The organism is Streptomyces sp. BBFR51, assembly GCF_044591655.1.
GTDB lineage: Bacteria > Actinomycetota > Actinomycetes > Streptomycetales > Streptomycetaceae > Streptomyces.
The window spans coordinates 5,737,459-5,753,440 of the sequence record NZ_CP172448.1 but is presented as its reverse complement, the minus strand read 5'-3'; the positions used below and the strand labels follow the sequence as shown (position 1 = coordinate 5,753,440).

Below are 15,982 nucleotides of genomic sequence, written 5' to 3'. Positions count from 1 at the left end.
CGTGCGCACGCAAAATGGCCTTCCGTACGAAGATGCGTACGGCGCCGCCCGCAGCCGTGCGGTGCCGTCGGCGCCGATCACCGAACCCCAGGAGTGCAGTGCTCCCGAGCCGCCGCGGGCGCCCCGCCCGTGTCCCCGCCGCCCTCGCGCTGCTCCTGGCGGTCACGGCCGCCGGGGCGCTGGCCGCCTGCGGTGACACCGGCGGGCTGCGCGGTGCGGGGGCGACGCCGGCCGCGCGGAGTCCGGCCCGGCTCTGGCCCGACCTGACGCCCGCGTCGAGTCCGGCCTACGACATCGGCGAGGTGGAGCACGCGCCGGTCAAGGGCGTCACCGTGCCCGGGGACGACATCCGCCGGGCGGATCCGGTGGCCGCGGTGCGGGCCGAGATCGCCGCGCATCCCGACGACTACGCGGACGCGAAGGCCCGCTACCACGAGACGTCCGTGCACATGGCGGACTGCGGCGCGGACGGAGCCGGTGCCGGGCGCGGCGGGTGCCCGGTGCTGCGGCCGTACTACCGCGACCTGACCGGTGACGGGCGCCCCGAGATGACGCTGGGTTTCCGGCTGCTGCCGGACAAGCTGACCGCGGTGCGCGTCTACACCGTCGAGAAGGGCCGCCTGGTACAGGTCATGTCCTACGACGACGCCGTGAGCGCGGTCGAGCTGGCCGGGCGGACGGTGATCGTCCGTTCGCCCTCGGAGGTCGCGGGCTACGAGTACCGCCTCCAGTGGACCTGGGACGCCGACCAGCGGGCCATGCTGCTGACCAGCGACGAGATGCTGCGCACCGACGACGGCGGCCGGCACACGAAACGTCCGTCCGCATCGCCGTCCCCGTCGTCGACGCCCTCGCCCTCGTCCTCCTCCTCGCCCTCCCCCTCCGCGGCACCGTCCACGTCGTCCCCGGCGAGTGCCCGGTGAGGCTCGCTCTTCCCCGGTGGACGGGTCCGCTCGCGGTGAAGGCGGCCGTCTTCATCACCGTGATGTGCTGTGCGCTCGCCGCGCTGCTCGGCGTCCTGGTGCACGTCTCGGTGACCAACCAGACCGTGGGCCAGGCGCGTGACGCCGCCCTGTCCCGGCTGCGGGAGGCGACGGAGTCCTACGAGGCCGGGGACCCGCTGCGGCGGGGCGCCGGCGTCGATCCGCCGGGGCTGCCGCGGCGGCTGCGCGAGCTGGCCGTCTCGGGCCGGCGCGGCACGATGGTCGCCGAGTACGAGGGGCGCCCCACGATGTGGGCGGCGGGCCCCGCCGACGGCGGCCGCGCGCTGGCGGTGCGGGTCGACCACTCCCAGGGCGAGCGCACCATCGACGGTCTGGACGGCGCGATCGTGTGGTCGTCGGCGCTGGCGATCGGGGCGACGCTGCTGGTCGGCGCGTTCGCGGTGACGCGGGTGACGCGCCGGCTGCACGCCACGGCGCGGGTGGCCCGGCGGATCAGCGCGGGTGACCTGGACGCGCGGGTCGGCGATCCGCGGGCGCGGCACCCGACGCGCCCGCAGGACGAGGTGGCCTCGGTCGCGGCCGCGCTGGACTCGATGGCGTCGTCGCTGCAGGGCAAGCTGCTCGCCGAGCAGCGGTTCACCGCGGACGTGGCGCACGAGCTGCGCACCCCGCTCACCGGGCTGCACGCGGCGGCCGAGCTGCTGCCGCCGGGCCGCCCCACCGAGCTGGTGCGGGACCGGGTGGCGGCGCTGCGCACCCTCACCGAGGACCTGCTGGAGATCTCCCGGCTGGAGAGCGGGCGGGAGCGGCCCGCGACGGAGCCGGAGGAGCTGGGCGCGCTGGTCCGGCGGGTGGTGCGGGGCTCGGGCACCGACACGCGCGTGGACGTCGCGGGGGACGCGTGGGTGGAGACCGACCGGCGGCGCCTGGAGCGGGTGCTGGGCAACCTGGTCGCGAACGCCCACCGGCACGGGCGGGCCCCGGTGGTGCTGACCGTGGACGGTCCGGTGATCGCCGTACGGGACCACGGGGACGGCTATCCGGAGTACCTCCTCGCCCACGGTCCGCAGCGCTTTCGCACCGAGGGCGGGACCAAGGGGCACGGCCTCGGGCTGACGATCGCGCTGGGGCAGGCGGAGGTGCTCGGGGCGCGGCTGGAGTTCACCAATCCGCCGGACGGCGGGGCCCTGGCGAGGCTGACGCTGCCTCAGCAGCCCTGAGCCGCCCGGACCCGCCCGGACCCGCCTGGACACGGCCTCTTCCCCGATGGCTCAGTGCGGCGGGCGGCGCGTACCGGGCGCTCCTAATGTGGCGGTTAGTCACCTGAAGACCCGTTCGCTCCCGGGAGGTACTCCCATGCCCCTACTGTCCGCACCGGCCTCGCGCTCACCCCTGGTCCGCGGCCTCGCCACCGCCCTCGCGGCCGGCGCGCTCGCCACCGCCGTCGCCGTCACGCCCGCCGCGGCGAGCGACGAGCGGGGCGGCGGCTCGGGCTCCGCCCCCGGCCTCGCCAGCGGAGAAAACGGCACAGGAAACGGCACAGGAAGCAGTGGCGGAAACGGCGGCGGAAACGCCGGCGACCAGTGGGGCGGGAGCGACGGCCGTCAGGAGCAGGGCCGCTACCGGGGTGTCGTGACGGCCGACCGGCTGGCCCTGCGCACCTCGCCGACCCGCGGTTCGGACGTCATCCGGTACGCCCGCCGGGGCGAGGTCGTCTCCATCTACTGCAAGACGCCGGGCGACAGGGTCAAGGGCAACCCCCTCTGGTACCTCCTCACGGACGGCACCTGGGCCTGGGGCGCGGCCCGCTACATCGACAACATCGGCCCCGCGCCGCGCTGGTGCTGATGCCGGCGACTCGCACACCGCATCATTTGGGTAAGTTCCGGACATGACGAAGTCCGGAACGGGACCCGGAATCACCGTGGCACAGGCGGACACGCCCGCTCCCGTCGCCCGGCTCCCGCGGCGCCGTGGCATCGAACTCGCCCTCATCCTCATGGCCGTGCTGCTGTCGGTGTTCGGCTACTGCAACGTCGGCCTCGCCCAGGACGGCACCCTCCCGCCCGGCGCCGCCGGTTACGGCGCCGGGCTCGGTGTGCTGGCGCTCCTCGCCCATCTGGCGGTGCGGCTGCGCGCCCCGTACGCCGACCCCCTGCTGCTGCCGATCGGCGTGCTGCTCAACGGGCTCGGCCTGGTGCTGATCTACCGGCTCGACCTGGAGACGCCGGGCGACCGGGCGGCCCCGGCCCAGCTGGTGTGGTCGACGCTGGGCGTCGCGCTGTTCATCGTGGTCGTCCTGCTCCTGCGCGACCACCGGGTCCTCCAGCGGTACGCGTACGTCTGTGTCGCCGCCGCGCTCGTCCTGCTCACCGCGCCGATCTTCTTCCCGGCGGTGAACGGCGCCCGCATCTGGATCCGGGTCGGGGACTTCTCCATCCAGCCCGGCGAGTTCGCGAAGGTGCTGCTCGCGGTCTTCTTCGCCGCCTACCTGGCCGCCAACCGCAGCGCACTGGCGTACGCGGGCCGCCGGGTGTGGCGGCTCCAGCTGCCCACCGGCCGCGTCCTCGGCCCCATCCTCGCCGTGTGGCTGGTCAGCGTCGGCGTCCTGGTCCTGGAGCGCGACCTGGGTACCTCGCTCCTCTTCTTCGGCCTGTTCGTGGTCCTCCTCTACGTCGCCACCGGCCGCACCGGCTGGATCGCGGTCGGCCTGCTGCTGGCCTCGCTGGGTGCGGTCGCCGTGGGCTGGCTGGAGCCGCACGTGCACAGCAGGGTGGAGGACTGGCTGCACCCCTTCGCGTCCATCGAGGCGGGCGACGGGCCGGGCCAGCTGGCCCAGTCCCTGTTCGCGTTCGCGGCGGGCGGGGTGACCGGCACGGGCCTGGGCCTCGGGCACTCCGTCCTGATCGGCTTCGCCGTCAAGTCGGACTTCATCCTGGCGACGGCCGGCGAGGAGCTGGGCTTCCTCGGGCTGACCGCCGTGTTCCTGCTGTACGGGCTGCTGGTGGAGCGCGGCTACCGGGCGGGCCTGGCCGCCCGCGACCCCTTCGGCCGGCTGCTCGCGGTCGGTCTCTCCTCGATCGTGGCGCTCCAGGTGTTCGTCATCGCGGGCGGGGTGAGCGGGCTGATCCCGCTGACCGGCATGGCGATGCCGTTCCTGGCCCAGGGCGGCTCCTCGGTCGTCACCAACTGGGCGATCGTGGCGCTGCTGATCCGGGTCAGCCACGCGGCCCGCAGCCAGTCCGGCGGGCAGGCGGCGCCGTGAGCGGGGAGCGGCTCCGGTGACCCGGAACATCCGGCACGCGGCCGTCTTCTGCGCGCTGCTGCTGGTCGCCCTGGTGGTCAACGCGGCCCGGGTGCAGATCGTCCAGAAGCAGGAGTACGACGACAACCCGGCCAACCGCCGCCCCGACATCGCCCGCTACCAGCAGCCGCGCGGCGACATCCTGGTCGGCGGCAAGGCGGTCACCGGCTCCCGTGACACCGGCGAGCACCTGCGCTACGAGCGGACCTACGCCAACGGGCCGATGTACGCGCCGATCACCGGCTTCGCCTCGCAGGCGTACGGGACGACGCTCCTCGAGCACGCCGAGGACGGCCTGCTGTCCGGGGCCGACCCGATGCTCGCGCCGCTGCCGCTGTGGAACGACGTGACGGGCGCGCCCAACCCGGGCGGCGACGTCGTGACGACGATCGACGGGGGCGCGCAGCGGGCGGCGTTCGAGGGGCTGGGCGGGCGCAAGGGGGCGGTGGCCGCGATCGAGCCGTCCACGGGCCGGGTCCTGGCGCTGGTCTCCACCCCGTCGTACGACCCGCAACTGCTGTCCGGCAACAGCGCGGCCGCCACCCGGACCTGGGACCGGCTCAACGGCGACCCTGACAAGCCGATGCTCAACCGGGCGGTGCGCCGGACCTATCCGCCGGGTTCGACCTTCAAGGTGGTCACCGCGGCGGCGGCGCTGGACGCGGGCGTGATCCGCGACCTGGACGCGCCGACCCGCTCCCCCGACCCGTACACCCTGCCCGGGACGCGGACGAAGCTCACCAACGAGGCCGACGGCTGCCGGGACGCCTCGCTGCGGGAGGCGTTCGAGTGGTCCTGCAACACGGTGTTCGCCAAGCTCGGCGTGGACGTGGGCGTGACGGACATGGCCGCCATGGCGGAGGCCTTCGGCTTCAACGACGACGGGCTGCGCGTCCCCTTCCCCGTCTCGCGGAGCACCTTCGACACCTCGGTGGACCGGGCTCAGCTCGGGCTGTCCTCGATCGGCCAGTACAACACCCGGGCCACCCCGCTGCAGATGGCGATGGTGGCGGCGGCGGTGGCCAACGGGGGCCAGGTGCGCTCCCCTTACCTGGTGGAACGGACGCTGCGGGCGGGCGGCAGCCTGGTGGCGACCGCCGGGTCACGGCCGTCCCGGGAGGCGATGCGACCGTCGACGGCCGCGCGGCTCAAGGAGCTGATGAGGGGCGTGGTGGACAACGGCACCGGCGCGAAGGCCGCGATCCCGGGCGCCACGGTCGGCGGCAAGACCGGCACCGCCCAGCACGGAGTCGGCAACTCGGGCACGCCGTACGCCTGGTTCGTCTCCTGGGCGCAGGGCGATCAGGACCTGGAGCCGAAGGTCGCGGTGGCGGTGGTGGTCGAGGGCTCGGCGGCGGACCGGGAGGGGATCAGCGGGGGTGGGCTGGCGGCGCCGATCGCGCGGGCGGTGATGGAGGCGGTTCTCGGGGGGTGAGGCAAAGAGCGCTCACCGGCGAGGTTCCAGACTGGTGAGGTCGATGTCGATCGGGAAAGGGACGGTGAGCTTGAGGCGATTGTGGAAGATGCCGACCAACCCATAGACCTTACTGGCCGGGTCGAGTTCGTACGCGTAGACCACCGGGAGGTCGTGGTTCTCCTCGACTCGCCAGTAGTGCGGGATACCCGCCTGCGCGTACTTCAAGGGCTTGACCTCCCGATCCCGTTCCATCGACTCCTTGGAAACGACCTCAACAGCGATCACGACATCTTCAGGCCGGTACCAGGTCTGCTTCGTACCGGCGAAGGCCTCCGCCCGGAACACCAGCACATCGGGCTCCGTCCGATTGCGTTCGTTGAGCTTGACGGTCATCTGCATCATGACCTTCAGCTCGTCCGGCGTCTGGGCCAGCAGGGCGTGGTCCAGCAATCGGATGGCCAGAGAGTGGAAAATGGTCTGCGAACTCACGAAAACAAGGCTCCCGTCGATCAGCTCCGTGTGCGGAGGCAGGTTGGGAAGCTCGTCGAGGTCGTCCGCCGTCCAGCCGCCCTCCGGCGGACGGGGCCACTCGTAGTCGTCGTCCAGCCCGTAGTCACGTGCGGCGCTCATGATCGCTCCCATGTACCGGAGTCCGACGGACACAGCCAGCGTACCCAGCACGAACGCCGACGGAGCGCCCCATCGAGCGAACCCACGCCGGACGATTGACGGCCACCCCACCTTTACTCGCGGTCAACAAGTTCCACGCAGGGGATTGACGAGCTTACTGACACGCAGTCTCATAAGACGGAACACGCTGGAGTGACCGCGGGTAACACGATCCGTTCGACGAGGTGGGACACAGCCATGACGACGCTGACGGAAGCCGACGCGCTCGAGGGCCTGCGCGACGCGCTCGGCCTGCTCAAGGACCGGGAGCAGGTGGCCGAACGGCTGCTCGACTCGTCCGCCAAGCACTCCTTCGACCCGGACAAGGAACTGGACTGGGACGCGCCGTTCGAGGACGGCAAGTGGTTCTGGCCGCCGGAGCTGGTGTCGCTGTACGACACACCGATGTGGAAGCGGATGAGCGAGGAGCAGCGCCTCGTGCTCTCCCAGCACGAGGCCGCCGCGCTCGCCTCGCTCGGCATCTGGTTCGAGCTGATCCTCATGCAGCTGCTGGTGCGGCACATCTACGACAAGGCGGCGACGAGCGCCCACGTGCGGTACGCGCTGACCGAGATCGAGGACGAGTGCCGGCACTCGAAGATGTTCGCCCGGCTGATATCGCGCGGCGGGACGCCGTGGTACCCGGTGAGCCCGGTCCACCAGCACCTGGGGCGCCTGTTCAAGACGATCTCCACCACGCCCGGCTCCTTCACCGCCACGCTGCTCGGCGAGGAGGTCCTGGACTGGATGCAGCGGCTGACCTTCCCCGACGAGCGGATCCAGCCGCTGGTCCGGGGCGTCACGCGCATCCACGTCGTGGAGGAGGCCCGGCACGTGCGCTACGCCCGTGAGGAGCTGCGCCGCCAGATGGTGACGGCGCCGAAGTGGTCGCAGGAGTTCACCCGGATCACCTCCGGGGAGTTCGCCCGCGTCTTCTCCATCGCCTTCATCAACCCCGAGGTGTACACGAACGTCGGCCTGGACAAGCGCGAGGCCCTGGCCCAGGTCAAGGCCAGCGGCCACCGCCGCGAGATCATGCAGACCGGCTCGAAGCGCCTCACGGACTTCCTGGACGACATCGGCGTCCTGCGGGGCGTCGGGCGGCGCCTGTGGAAGTCGTCGGGGCTGCTGGCGTAGTCGGGCCGGTCCGGCCCGCTGACGTGGGTGGCCGCGGGCCTGTGCGGGTTACGCTGCGGTTCATGACCCCGCAGGCCTCCACCCCCGCCTACCGCCGCCTCAGCGTCGAGGAGCGCCGCGTCCAGTTGCTCGACGCGGCGCTCGCCCTCTTCGCGCACCGGCCGCCGGAGGAGGTCTCCCTGGACGACGTGGCGGAGCAGGCCGGGGTCTCGAGGCCACTGGTGTACCGGTACTTCCCCGGCGGCAAGCAGCAGCTGTACGAGGCCGCGCTCAGGTCGGCCGCCGACGAGCTGCGGCTGTGCTTCGACGAGCCCCGCGAGGGTCCGCTGCTGGCCCGGCTGTCCCGCGCCCTGGACCGCTATCTCACCTTCGTCGACGAGCACGACACCGGCTTCAGCGCCCTGCTGCGCGGCGGCAGCGTGGTCGAGACCTCGCAGACCTCGGGCATCGTGGACGGCGTACGCCGGGCCGCCGCCGAGCACATCATGCGCCACCTGGACGTCAGCGAGCCCGGCCCGCGGCTGCGGATGACCGTCCGGATGTGGATCACGGCGGTGGAGGCGGCCTCGCTGATCTGGCTGGACGAGGACAAGCAGCCGCCCTTCGACGAGCTGCGGGACTGGCTGGTGGAGCAGTTCCTCGCCGTGCTGACGGTCACCGCCCGCCGCGACGCGCAGACCGCGACGCTGGTCGAGGCGCTGGCGGCCGACCTCTGACACCGGTGCCGCGATCACCGACACTGGTCCCGTGAAGAGCGAAGACACCCCCTTCGAGGGCGGCCCCATGGACGGACGGGTGCTGCCCGTCCTGGTCGGGATGACCGGGCACCCGCCGAAGACGTACCGCATCCCCGTACCGGACCCGGACGGCGGTGCGCCCACCGTGCTCGTGTACCGGCGCGTGCCCCGGGAGTCCCGCGGCGGGCTGCGGTTCGCCCGGTGGAAGTACGCGTACGCCCCCGAGGGCGGGAAGGGCGCGGGCCGGAAGTGGCCCTGGTCCAAACCGGAGGCCGGGCCGGACGCCGGGCCGGACGCCGGGCGGGACACCCTGCCCGGCACCGATCCAGACGCCACGCCGGGTGGCAAGCCGGACGACGCCCACGGGTGACCCGGTTGCGCCGAACCGCGCACACTCGGCGCGCGCGGCCCCGGAACGCGCCACATGCTCACCGTGCGGAGCGGACGTGCCGCCCCGCACCGGAGGTGATGGCGTGTCAGGAAGGCTTCTGCGTCTGGTGTGTACGGCCGCGGTCGCGGCCGGGATCGTCCTCGCGCCCGTGCCCGCGACGGCCGAGCCCGAGCCCGGCGGGGCCGAAAGGGCCGGTGGCGACCGGTCGGTGGCCGAGCTGCTGACGGACCTTCAGGCGCTGTACCGGGAGGCGGAGAAGGCCACCGAGACCTACAACGGCACCGAGGAACGGCTGACGAGGCAGCGCGCCGAGGTGCGGCGCCTGGACACCGAGCTGGCCGGCACCCGGCTGTCCCTGCGCGACAGCCGGGGCGCGGCCGGGCGGCTGGCCCGGCAGCAGTACCAGAACAGCAGCAACCTCTCCCCCTATCTGCGGCTGCTGCTGGCCCGCGACCCGCAGCACGCGCTCGACCAGGGCCATGTGATCGGCCGGCTGTCCCGGGAGCGGGCCGAGACGGTGGGTCGCCTGACCGGCGACACGAGGAAGGCCGACGAGCTGGCCGAGCGGGCCCGCGCGGCCCTGGACGAACAGCTCGCCCTCGCCGAGCGCCAGGAGGAGGAGCGGGACGGCGTACGCGAACGGCTGCGCGCCGTCGAGGAACTGCTCGCCTCGCTCACCCCCGAGGAGCTGGCCGCGCTGGCGGAGCTGGAGAAGAGCGGGGTCGCCGAGGAGCAGGAGCGGTTCCTGGCGTCGGGCGCGCTCGGCGACGACGACAAACCGTCGGCCGAGGGCGACCGGGCGGTGCGCTTCGCGGTGGATCAGCTCGGCAAGCCGTACGAGTGGGGCGCCGAGGGCCCGGCGTCGTACGACTGCTCGGGGCTGACCTCCGTGGCCTGGCAGCGGGCCGGGACGCCGATCCCGCGGACCAGCCAGGAGCAGTGGGCGCGGCTCGAGCACGTGCCGCTCGGCGAGCTGCGGCCCGGTGACCTGGTCGTGTACTTCCCCGAGGCCACCCACGTGGCGATGTACCTCGGGGACGGCATGGTCGTCCAGGCACCCCGCCCCGGCGCCGACGTCAAGGTCTCGCCGATCGCCGCCAACCCGGTCCTGGGCGCCGTACGCCCCGACCCGCACGGGGAGCCCGTACGGCGGTACACGCCGCCGAGGCTCCCGCAGGGGGCGACGGACGGGTCGGACGAGGGGTACGCGGCGTCCTACGCGCCGGCGGCGCCCGAGACCTCCGTCAGGTAGCCCTCGGTCTTCGCCGGCTCGTAGAAGAAGTTCTCGAAGTCGGCCGGGTCGTTGAAGCCGTTGGCGAAGCGGTCGGCGACCGGCTGGAGCTGGCCCCCGGCGCCGATCAGGTTCAGGATGTGCTCCGGCGGCGGGGCCAGCATGGCGTTCGTCCACTTGGTGACGTGCTGGGCCGTCTCCCAGTAGCGGTCGAAGGTCTGCCTCATCCAGGCCTCGTCGAACTCCTTCTCCCCCTGCTCCAGGATCGAGGCGAGGTAGGAGGCGGCGCACTTGGAGGCGGAGTTGGAGCCCTGGCCGGTGATCGGGTCGTTGGCGACGACCACGTCGGCCACGCCGAGGACGAGACCCCCGCCGGGGAGGCGGCCGACGGGGTTGCGGACCGTGGGGGCGTAGCGGCCGGCGAGGGTGCCGCCGGCGTCGGTCAGTTCGACCTTGGTGGCCCGCGCGTACTCCCAGGGGACGAACTTCTCCATGAGTTCCAGGGTCAGGGAGAGGTGCTCCGCCGGGTCCTTGACGTCCCCGAAGACGTCGAGCGGGCCGCCGGGTATGCCCTCCAGGAACAGGATGTCGGCGCGGCCCGAGGTGGTGAACGTCGGCATGACGAACAGCTCCCCGACACCGGGGACCAGGTTGCAGCGGACGGCCTCCGTGTCCGGGTGCTCCGGGCGCGGGCCCATCCCGTGGACGTAGGCGACGGCGAGGGCGCGCTGCGGTTCGGCGTACGGGGAGCGGGAGGCGTCGCGGGCGAACATCTGGACCAGCTCGCCCTTGCCCGCCGAGACCAGGACCAGGTCGTAGGCGCGGGAGAAGTAGTCCAGGTCGCCGACGGCCGCGCCGTGGATGACGAGCTGGCCGCCGCGCTGGGCGAAGGTCTCCATCCAGCCGGCCATCTTCACCCGCTGGTCGACCGACTGCGCGAAGCCGTCGAGGCGCCCCAGCCAGTCGATCGCGCGCTGGGTCGGACCGGGGTCGTGCGAGCCGGGGGCGGCGACCGAGACACCGAGTCCCTCGATCTTCGGGGCCTGGGACTCCCAGAAGTTCAGCTGGAGATCGCGCTCGTGCTGGAGTGCCGTGTGGAACATGCACTGCGTCGACATGACCCGGCCGGTGCGGATCTCGTCCGCGGTCCGGTTGGACATCAGGGTGACCTCGTAGCCGTGCGACTGCAGGCCGAGGGCGAGCTGGAGACCGGACTGGCCGGCTCCGACGACGAGTATCTTCCGCATGCGGTTTCCGTCTCCTACTCGGGGGCGTCTGGTCGAGAGTTCGTCTACTCGGGTGTTTCGTCGAGCGCGTGGCCCACGAGGGACAGGAGGGTCTCGATGGCCGAGATCCGGCGGCGCGCGTCCATGATCATGACAGGTATGTGCGCCGGGATCGTCAACGCCTCCCGCACGTCCTCCGCCTCGAACAGCTCGCTGCCGTCGAAGTGGTTGACCGCGACGACGTACGGCAGCCCGCAGCTCTCGAAGTAGTCCAGCGCCGGCCAGCAGTCCTTCAGGCGCCGGGTGTCGGCCAGCACGACGGCGCCGATCGCGCCGCGCACCAGGTCGTCCCACATGAACCAGAAGCGCTGCTGGCCCGGCGTGCCGAACAGGTAGAGCACCAGGTCGTCGTCGAGCGTGATGCGCCCGAAGTCCATGGCGACGGTCGTGGTGAGCTTGCCCGGGGTGGCGGTGAGGTCGTCGGTCTCCTCGCTCGCCTCGGTCATCAGCGCCTCGGTCTGCAGGGGCGTGATCTCCGAGACGGCGGTGACCAGCGTGGTCTTGCCCACGCCGAAACCACCCGCGACGACGATCTTCGTCGCGACCGGCGCACGGGTGGGATCCGTCTGCCAGGGCTGTGCGGGCCCGTCGGTGTCGACGAGCGGGGGGACGCCGGAGGCGGCGGCGTCAGAGACGACGGAGTCCACTGAGCACCCTTTCGAGCAGAGCGCGGTCCGGGCGGCCCGTGCCGTGGCCGGTCCCGGTGCCGTACACACGGATCTTTCCCTGGTCAGCGAGGTCGCTGAGGAGCACGCGGACCACGCCGAGCGGCATCTTCAGCAGCGCGGCGATCTCGGCCACCGTACGCATGCGGCGGCACAGTTCGACGATGGCCCGCATCTCCGGCATCACGCGGGAGGTGAGCGAGCCTCCCCCACTGCTGAACGCGTGGGAGGTACCCCCAGTCAGTTCCCTGCGTTCCTCGGCGGCTTCCAGCGCGGCGGTGCCGGCGGTGGCGCCGACGAACGTCTCGACGAGCAGGACGTGGCCGAAGCGGGTACGGCCGCCGGTGAGCGAGTAGGGGCGTACGCGGGCGGGTTTGCGGTCGGCGCCGCGTACGGGGAGATGCCCCCGGCCGTTCTTCCCGGGACTGCTGCTCATCGGGCGCTCCCCGTCGACTCGGACTCCAGGGATTTCCGCAGTTCGCTGCGGAGTTCGGGGGTCAGGACGTGGCCGGCGCGGCCGACGAAGAGCGCCATGTGGTAGGCGACGACGCTCATGTCGCAGTCCGCGGAGCCGTGCACGCCGAGCAGCGAGCCGTCGCTGATCGACATGACGAACAGGCTGCCCTCGTCCATGGCGACCATGGTGTGCTTCACGGTGCCGGAGTCCATCAGCCGGGCGGCGCCGATGGTCAGGCTGCCCACGCCGGAGACGACGGTGGCGAGGTCGGCGGCGGAGCCCCGCGGGCCGGCCCGGGGCGTTTCGCGGGCCTGGCGGGCCTCCTCGTTGCGACCGGGGTCGGAGGAGAGCAGCAGGAGGCCGTCGGAGGAGACCACCGCGACCGATTCGATGCCGGGCACCTCCTCGACGAGGTTGGTCAGCAGCCAGTGGAGATTGCGGGCTTCACTGCTCAGTCCGAAGGTACTGGGCGCGGTCAACTGCTTGCCTCCTCGACGGTGCCCCCCGTGACTTCTTCGGTCGTACCCGCCGCGGTGGGCGGCGCCTCGTGTCCTTCCGTCCGGTCGGCGATCTCCGCCTCGACGTCCCGGCGGCCGGCCTCCGCACCCCGGCGGAATCCCCCCAGGCGACGGCGGAGTGCCTCGGCGTCCACGGAGCCCGACGCGCGCGGGCGCGGCACCGCGGCGGGGGTGGTGAGCTTCGGGGTGCGCTTGGGCAGCCCCTTGCCGGTGACGGGTTCGTCGAGTTCGACGGGTTCGTCGGGTTGTTCGGGTTGTTCGGGTCCTTCGGGGCCGGCTTCCGTGGCGGTCGCGTCCGCCGGGTCCGGCGTGTCCTGTGTCCGGGCCGCGCCCTCGTCCGGGGTGCGGTCGTGGGCGTCGGGGCCGATGGCGTAGGGATCGGGTGCGGGTGCGGCTGCGGACTCCGGTTCCGGCGCCTGGGCGGGTGGCTCCGCCCGGGTCTGGGGCTCCGCCTCGGCCAGGGGCTCCGCCTCGGCCGGGGGTTCCGGCTGGGGCGGGAGCAGGAGGGCCATCGTCGTGTCGTCGGGGAGATCCCGGCCGGGGACGGTCTCGGCCTCGGGAGCCGTCGCGTCCTGGGCGGGTTCGGGCGCGGCGGCTTCGTCCGGGGTCTCCTGCGCCGCGGCCTCGCGTGCCTCGGGGCTTTCGTCCGGACCCGGGAGGACCTCCGGGGCCTCACCGGCCTCGGGTGCCTCGTGGGCCACCCCTTGCCGCTCCGAAGCCTCACCGGCCTCGTGCGACTCCGGCGTCTCCTGCGTCTCGCCCCCTTCCGGGCGGGAGCCCGCGTCCGAAGCCTGCGTGGCCTCGGCGGCGTCCGTCGTGTCCGCCGTGTCGGCCTCCGCGCGCCGTACCGCCCGTTCCGCCGAGGCGACCAGCGGGTCCGCGCCCTTCTCCGCCCGCCCGTGCAGGACGTTGGAGTTGGCCTCCGCGTCGGCGCCGGGCAGGGAGAAGGAACCGGTGCCGTCGGACATCGGCACGCTCGGGGCGAGCGCGGCCGGCGGAGCGGGCGCGAGCAGGGGACTCGGGAGCACCACGACGGCCGCGACACCGCCCTGCTTCTGCTCCCGCAGCCGCACGCGCGCCCCGTGCCGGTGGGCGAGGCGGGCGACGACGTAGAGGCCGAGCCCGAGACCGTCCTCGCCCTCCTGGTCGTACGGCGCGTCGGGGTCGAAGTCGGTGAGGCGGGCGTTGAGCCGCTGGAGGCGTTCGGTGGCCATGCCGATGCCCTCGTCCTGGACGGAGAGCATCACCTCGCCGTTCTCCAGGAGCCAGCCGGAGACCTCGACGGGCAGGTCCGGCGGCGAGAAGGAGGTGGCGTTCTCCATCAGCTCGGCCAGCAGGTGGGAGAGGTCGTCGGCGGCGAACCCGGCCACGTGCGCGTGCGGCGGCAGCGCGGCGATGCGGACCCGCTCGTACCGCTCGATCTCGCTGACCGCGGCCCGGACCACGTCGACCAGGGGCACCGGCGAGGCGCTGTGCTGGACGTGCTCGGTGCCGGCGAGGACGAGGAGGTTCTCGCTGTGCCGGCGCATGACGGTGGCGAAGTGGTCGAGCTTGAACAGCGTGGCGAGGCGGTCCGGGTCCTGCTCGCGCTCCTCCAGGCCCTCGATGACGGCCAGTTGCCGCTCGACCAGGCCGAGGGTGCGCAGTGCGAGGTTGACGAAGGTGGAGCCGATGCTCTTGCGCACCACCTCCAGCCGAGCGGCGGACTCGGCGAGTTCGGCGCGCAGTTCCTCGCGGGTGTCGGCCATCTTCTGCCGCTGGCCGACGAGGTGCTTGCGGTCGGACTCCAGCGTGCCCACCCGTCCGGCGAGCGTGGCGGCGTGCGTGTGCAGGGCGTTGACGGAGCGGACGACCTGTGCGAACTCGTCGTTGCGGCCGGTGAAGGCCACGGGCTCCTCGGCCGTCGGGTCCTCCGCGCCGGCCAGCCGGGCCGAGCCGCGGCGCAGCACCGACAGCGGGCGGGTGAGGGTGCGGGCCAGGGCGGTGGCGACACCGACGGCGAGCAGGATCAGGGCGCCGAGGGCGGCGATCCGGATCTCCAGCGCGGTGACGTCGTCGTCGCGCAGCTGCTCCAGGGCCTTGACGCGCTTCTCGTACAGGGCGGACTCGGCGCCGCGCATCGCGTCGACGCGGGCGGAGAGCGCGGCGTCCAGCCTCTTGGTGCTGGTGCCGAGGTCGCTGTCGGAGAGCGTCGGCTCGTCCGTGAGACCGGCGAGGTACTTCTCGGCGGAGTTGACCTCGGGTCCGGCGACCGTGGCGTCGAAGCTGCTCCGCGCCTCCTTGGGCGCGCCCTCGCGGAAGTCGGCGAGCCCGGCGTCGGAGCGCACCCGGGCCTGCTGGGCGGCGGCGGCGAGGGCGTCGCGCTGCTCGGCGTCGGCGTCCGAGGTGGTGGTCGTCTCGGTCGGCAGGCCGGTCATCGGGTCGATGACGGTCTCGGTGGTGCTGGGCACGTTCAGGGCGGCGAGCAGCAGACCGCGGGTGGCGGCGGCCTGCTGGACGGCGGTGTCCAGCTCGGCGAGGGCGTACGCGCCGGAGCCCGCGCGCGGCGGCATCTCCTCGGCCAGCTTCTCGGCGAGGGCGTGGAGTTCGGTGATCGCGTCCGAGTACGCCTCGTGGGCTTCGAGGGCGGTGCTCTTGCCGGTGAGGGCGGCCCGGCGCAGCGCCGCGACGGCGTCGAGGTCCTCGCGCAGGGAGGCGGGCGTGTCGGTGTCGGCGCGCAGCTCCTCCACCTGCCGGTCGACGCGGGCGCCGCGCTGCTCGGAGGGCGCCTTGGACTCGGGGCGTCCGGCCGCGATGTACGGGGTGACCTCGTCGCGTTCGTCGGCGAGGGAGTGGGCGAGGGTCAGCGCGCCCTGGGTCTGCTCGGCGAGGGTCACCAGTGCCTGGGAGTCGTGCAGTTGCCCGGAGGCAGCCACGACCGAGGGGGTTCCCGCCCCGGCGACGGCGGCCGCCACGACCGCCACGGCGACGATGAGGCGGTTGCGTACGTGGGTGGGACGGCCCTTGCCGACGGGGACCTCCGGCGGCGCCGGGGTGGAGGTTCCGGGGGTGCGCTCCGCGCTCCCCGCGGGGTCCGTCTGCTTGCCTGTGCGACGAGGCCGCGTCTTCTGCACCGGTGCTCGCATTCCTGACTCGTGTACCCGTGGGCCCGGGTGGCGCTCCGTCAACTGGCCGGTCGGGGGCTCGTGCACCCTCCGCCGGGCTCCGGGCCGTTTCCCGGCCGCCG

At 73.2% G+C, this 15,982-nt stretch carries 15 protein-coding genes; 9 read left to right on the top strand and 6 right to left on the bottom strand.

Going from position 1 to position 15,982, the window contains the following annotated elements:
* The first annotated feature begins 98 nt into the window (after positions 1 to 98).
* From ACGH7X_RS26435 to ACGH7X_RS26415, 5 genes are all read left to right on the top strand, one after another.
* Entirely contained in the window at positions 99 to 923 is an 825-nt protein-coding gene (locus ACGH7X_RS26435) for a hypothetical protein (RefSeq protein ID WP_399888823.1), read from the top strand.
* On the top strand, positions 920 to 2,164 hold the full coding sequence (locus ACGH7X_RS26430) for an ATP-binding protein (RefSeq protein WP_399888820.1): 1,245 nt from the start codon (positions 920 to 922) through the stop codon (positions 2,162 to 2,164). The genes ACGH7X_RS26435 and ACGH7X_RS26430 overlap by 4 nt, the downstream gene beginning before the upstream one ends.
* A gap of 136 nt (positions 2,165 to 2,300) precedes the next feature.
* Positions 2,301 to 2,792 (top strand): SH3 domain-containing protein, encoded by a 492-nt coding sequence (locus ACGH7X_RS26425; protein WP_399888817.1) that lies wholly within the window; start codon positions 2,301 to 2,303, stop codon positions 2,790 to 2,792.
* A gap of 43 nt (positions 2,793 to 2,835) precedes the next feature.
* Positions 2,836 to 4,209, top strand: a complete 1,374-nt coding sequence (locus tag ACGH7X_RS26420) for an FtsW/RodA/SpoVE family cell cycle protein (protein ID WP_399888814.1) — start codon at positions 2,836 to 2,838, stop codon at positions 4,207 to 4,209.
* Between the two features lie 16 nt (positions 4,210 to 4,225).
* On the top strand, positions 4,226 to 5,683 hold the full coding sequence (locus ACGH7X_RS26415) for a penicillin-binding transpeptidase domain-containing protein (RefSeq protein ID WP_399888811.1): 1,458 nt from the start codon (positions 4,226 to 4,228) through the stop codon (positions 5,681 to 5,683).
* A gap of 12 nt (positions 5,684 to 5,695) precedes the next feature.
* Here ACGH7X_RS26415 and ACGH7X_RS26410 read toward each other — a convergent pair whose 3' ends face one another.
* Positions 5,696 to 6,295 carry a Uma2 family endonuclease gene (locus ACGH7X_RS26410; protein ID WP_399888808.1) on the bottom strand — a complete coding sequence of 200 codons (600 nt, stop codon included), beginning with the start codon at positions 6,293 to 6,295 and terminating at the stop codon, positions 5,696 to 5,698.
* A 237-nt stretch (positions 6,296 to 6,532) separates the two neighbouring features.
* Between ACGH7X_RS26410 and ACGH7X_RS26405 the strand changes: the two genes are divergently transcribed.
* The 4 genes from ACGH7X_RS26405 to ACGH7X_RS26390 all read left to right on the top strand — a co-directional run bounded on the left by ACGH7X_RS26405 (position 6,533) and on the right by ACGH7X_RS26390 (position 9,851).
* Entirely contained in the window at positions 6,533 to 7,471 is a 939-nt protein-coding gene (locus ACGH7X_RS26405; protein WP_399888805.1) for a diiron oxygenase, read from the top strand.
* Between the two features lie 62 nt (positions 7,472 to 7,533).
* Positions 7,534 to 8,187 (top strand): TetR/AcrR family transcriptional regulator, encoded by a 654-nt coding sequence (locus ACGH7X_RS26400; RefSeq protein ID WP_399888802.1) that lies wholly within the window; start codon positions 7,534 to 7,536, stop codon positions 8,185 to 8,187.
* A gap of 31 nt (positions 8,188 to 8,218) precedes the next feature.
* Positions 8,219 to 8,578: a hypothetical protein gene (locus ACGH7X_RS26395; RefSeq protein ID WP_399888799.1), complete on the top strand. Its 360-nt coding sequence runs from the start codon at positions 8,219 to 8,221 to the stop codon at positions 8,576 to 8,578.
* A gap of 103 nt (positions 8,579 to 8,681) precedes the next feature.
* Positions 8,682 to 9,851 (top strand): NlpC/P60 family protein, encoded by a 1,170-nt coding sequence (locus tag ACGH7X_RS26390; protein WP_399888796.1) that lies wholly within the window; start codon positions 8,682 to 8,684, stop codon positions 9,849 to 9,851.
* On the opposite strand, the gene ACGH7X_RS26385 is transcribed toward ACGH7X_RS26390, so the two are convergent.
* From ACGH7X_RS26385 to ACGH7X_RS26365, 5 genes are read right to left on the bottom strand one after another with little or no spacing between them, the layout of a single operon-like run.
* On the bottom strand, positions 9,815 to 11,077 hold the full coding sequence (locus ACGH7X_RS26385; RefSeq protein ID WP_399888793.1) for a styrene monooxygenase/indole monooxygenase family protein: 1,263 nt from the start codon (positions 11,075 to 11,077) through the stop codon (positions 9,815 to 9,817). The genes ACGH7X_RS26390 and ACGH7X_RS26385 overlap by 37 nt on opposite strands.
* Before the next feature lie 44 nt (positions 11,078 to 11,121).
* Positions 11,122 to 11,763: a GTP-binding protein gene (locus tag ACGH7X_RS26380; RefSeq protein WP_399888790.1), complete on the bottom strand. Its 642-nt coding sequence runs from the start codon at positions 11,761 to 11,763 to the stop codon at positions 11,122 to 11,124.
* Positions 11,744 to 12,217, bottom strand: coding sequence for a DUF742 domain-containing protein (locus ACGH7X_RS26375; protein WP_399888787.1), 474 nt, complete (start codon positions 12,215 to 12,217; stop codon positions 11,744 to 11,746). Before ACGH7X_RS26375 ends, ACGH7X_RS26380 begins: the two co-directional genes overlap by 20 nt.
* A complete protein-coding gene (locus ACGH7X_RS26370; RefSeq protein WP_399888784.1) occupies positions 12,214 to 12,717 on the bottom strand; it encodes a roadblock/LC7 domain-containing protein in 504 nt (167 codons plus the stop codon). Before ACGH7X_RS26370 ends, ACGH7X_RS26375 begins: the two co-directional genes overlap by 4 nt.
* A complete protein-coding gene (locus tag ACGH7X_RS26365; protein WP_399888781.1) occupies positions 12,714 to 15,881 on the bottom strand; it encodes a nitrate- and nitrite sensing domain-containing protein in 3,168 nt (1,055 codons plus the stop codon). Before ACGH7X_RS26365 ends, ACGH7X_RS26370 begins: the two co-directional genes overlap by 4 nt.
* Between the last annotated feature and the right edge of the window lie 101 nt (positions 15,882 to 15,982).

Coding starts and splice junctions, on each gene's coding strand:
- ACGH7X_RS26425 (WP_399888817.1), top strand. CDS start 2,301: ATGCCCCTACTGTCCGCACCGGCCTCGCGCTCACCCCTGGTCCGCGGC.
- ACGH7X_RS26420 (WP_399888814.1), top strand. CDS start 2,836: ATGACGAAGTCCGGAACGGGACCCGGAATCACCGTGGCACAGGCGGAC.
- ACGH7X_RS26410 (WP_399888808.1), bottom strand. CDS start 6,295: ATGAGCGCCGCACGTGACTACGGGCTGGACGACGACTACGAGTGGCCC.
- ACGH7X_RS26405 (WP_399888805.1), top strand. CDS start 6,533: ATGACGACGCTGACGGAAGCCGACGCGCTCGAGGGCCTGCGCGACGCG.
- ACGH7X_RS26400 (WP_399888802.1), top strand. CDS start 7,534: ATGACCCCGCAGGCCTCCACCCCCGCCTACCGCCGCCTCAGCGTCGAG.
- ACGH7X_RS26385 (WP_399888793.1), bottom strand. CDS start 11,077: ATGCGGAAGATACTCGTCGTCGGAGCCGGCCAGTCCGGTCTCCAGCTC.
- ACGH7X_RS26375 (WP_399888787.1), bottom strand. CDS start 12,217: ATGAGCAGCAGTCCCGGGAAGAACGGCCGGGGGCATCTCCCCGTACGC.
- ACGH7X_RS26365 (WP_399888781.1), bottom strand. CDS start 15,881: ATGCGAGCACCGGTGCAGAAGACGCGGCCTCGTCGCACAGGCAAGCAG.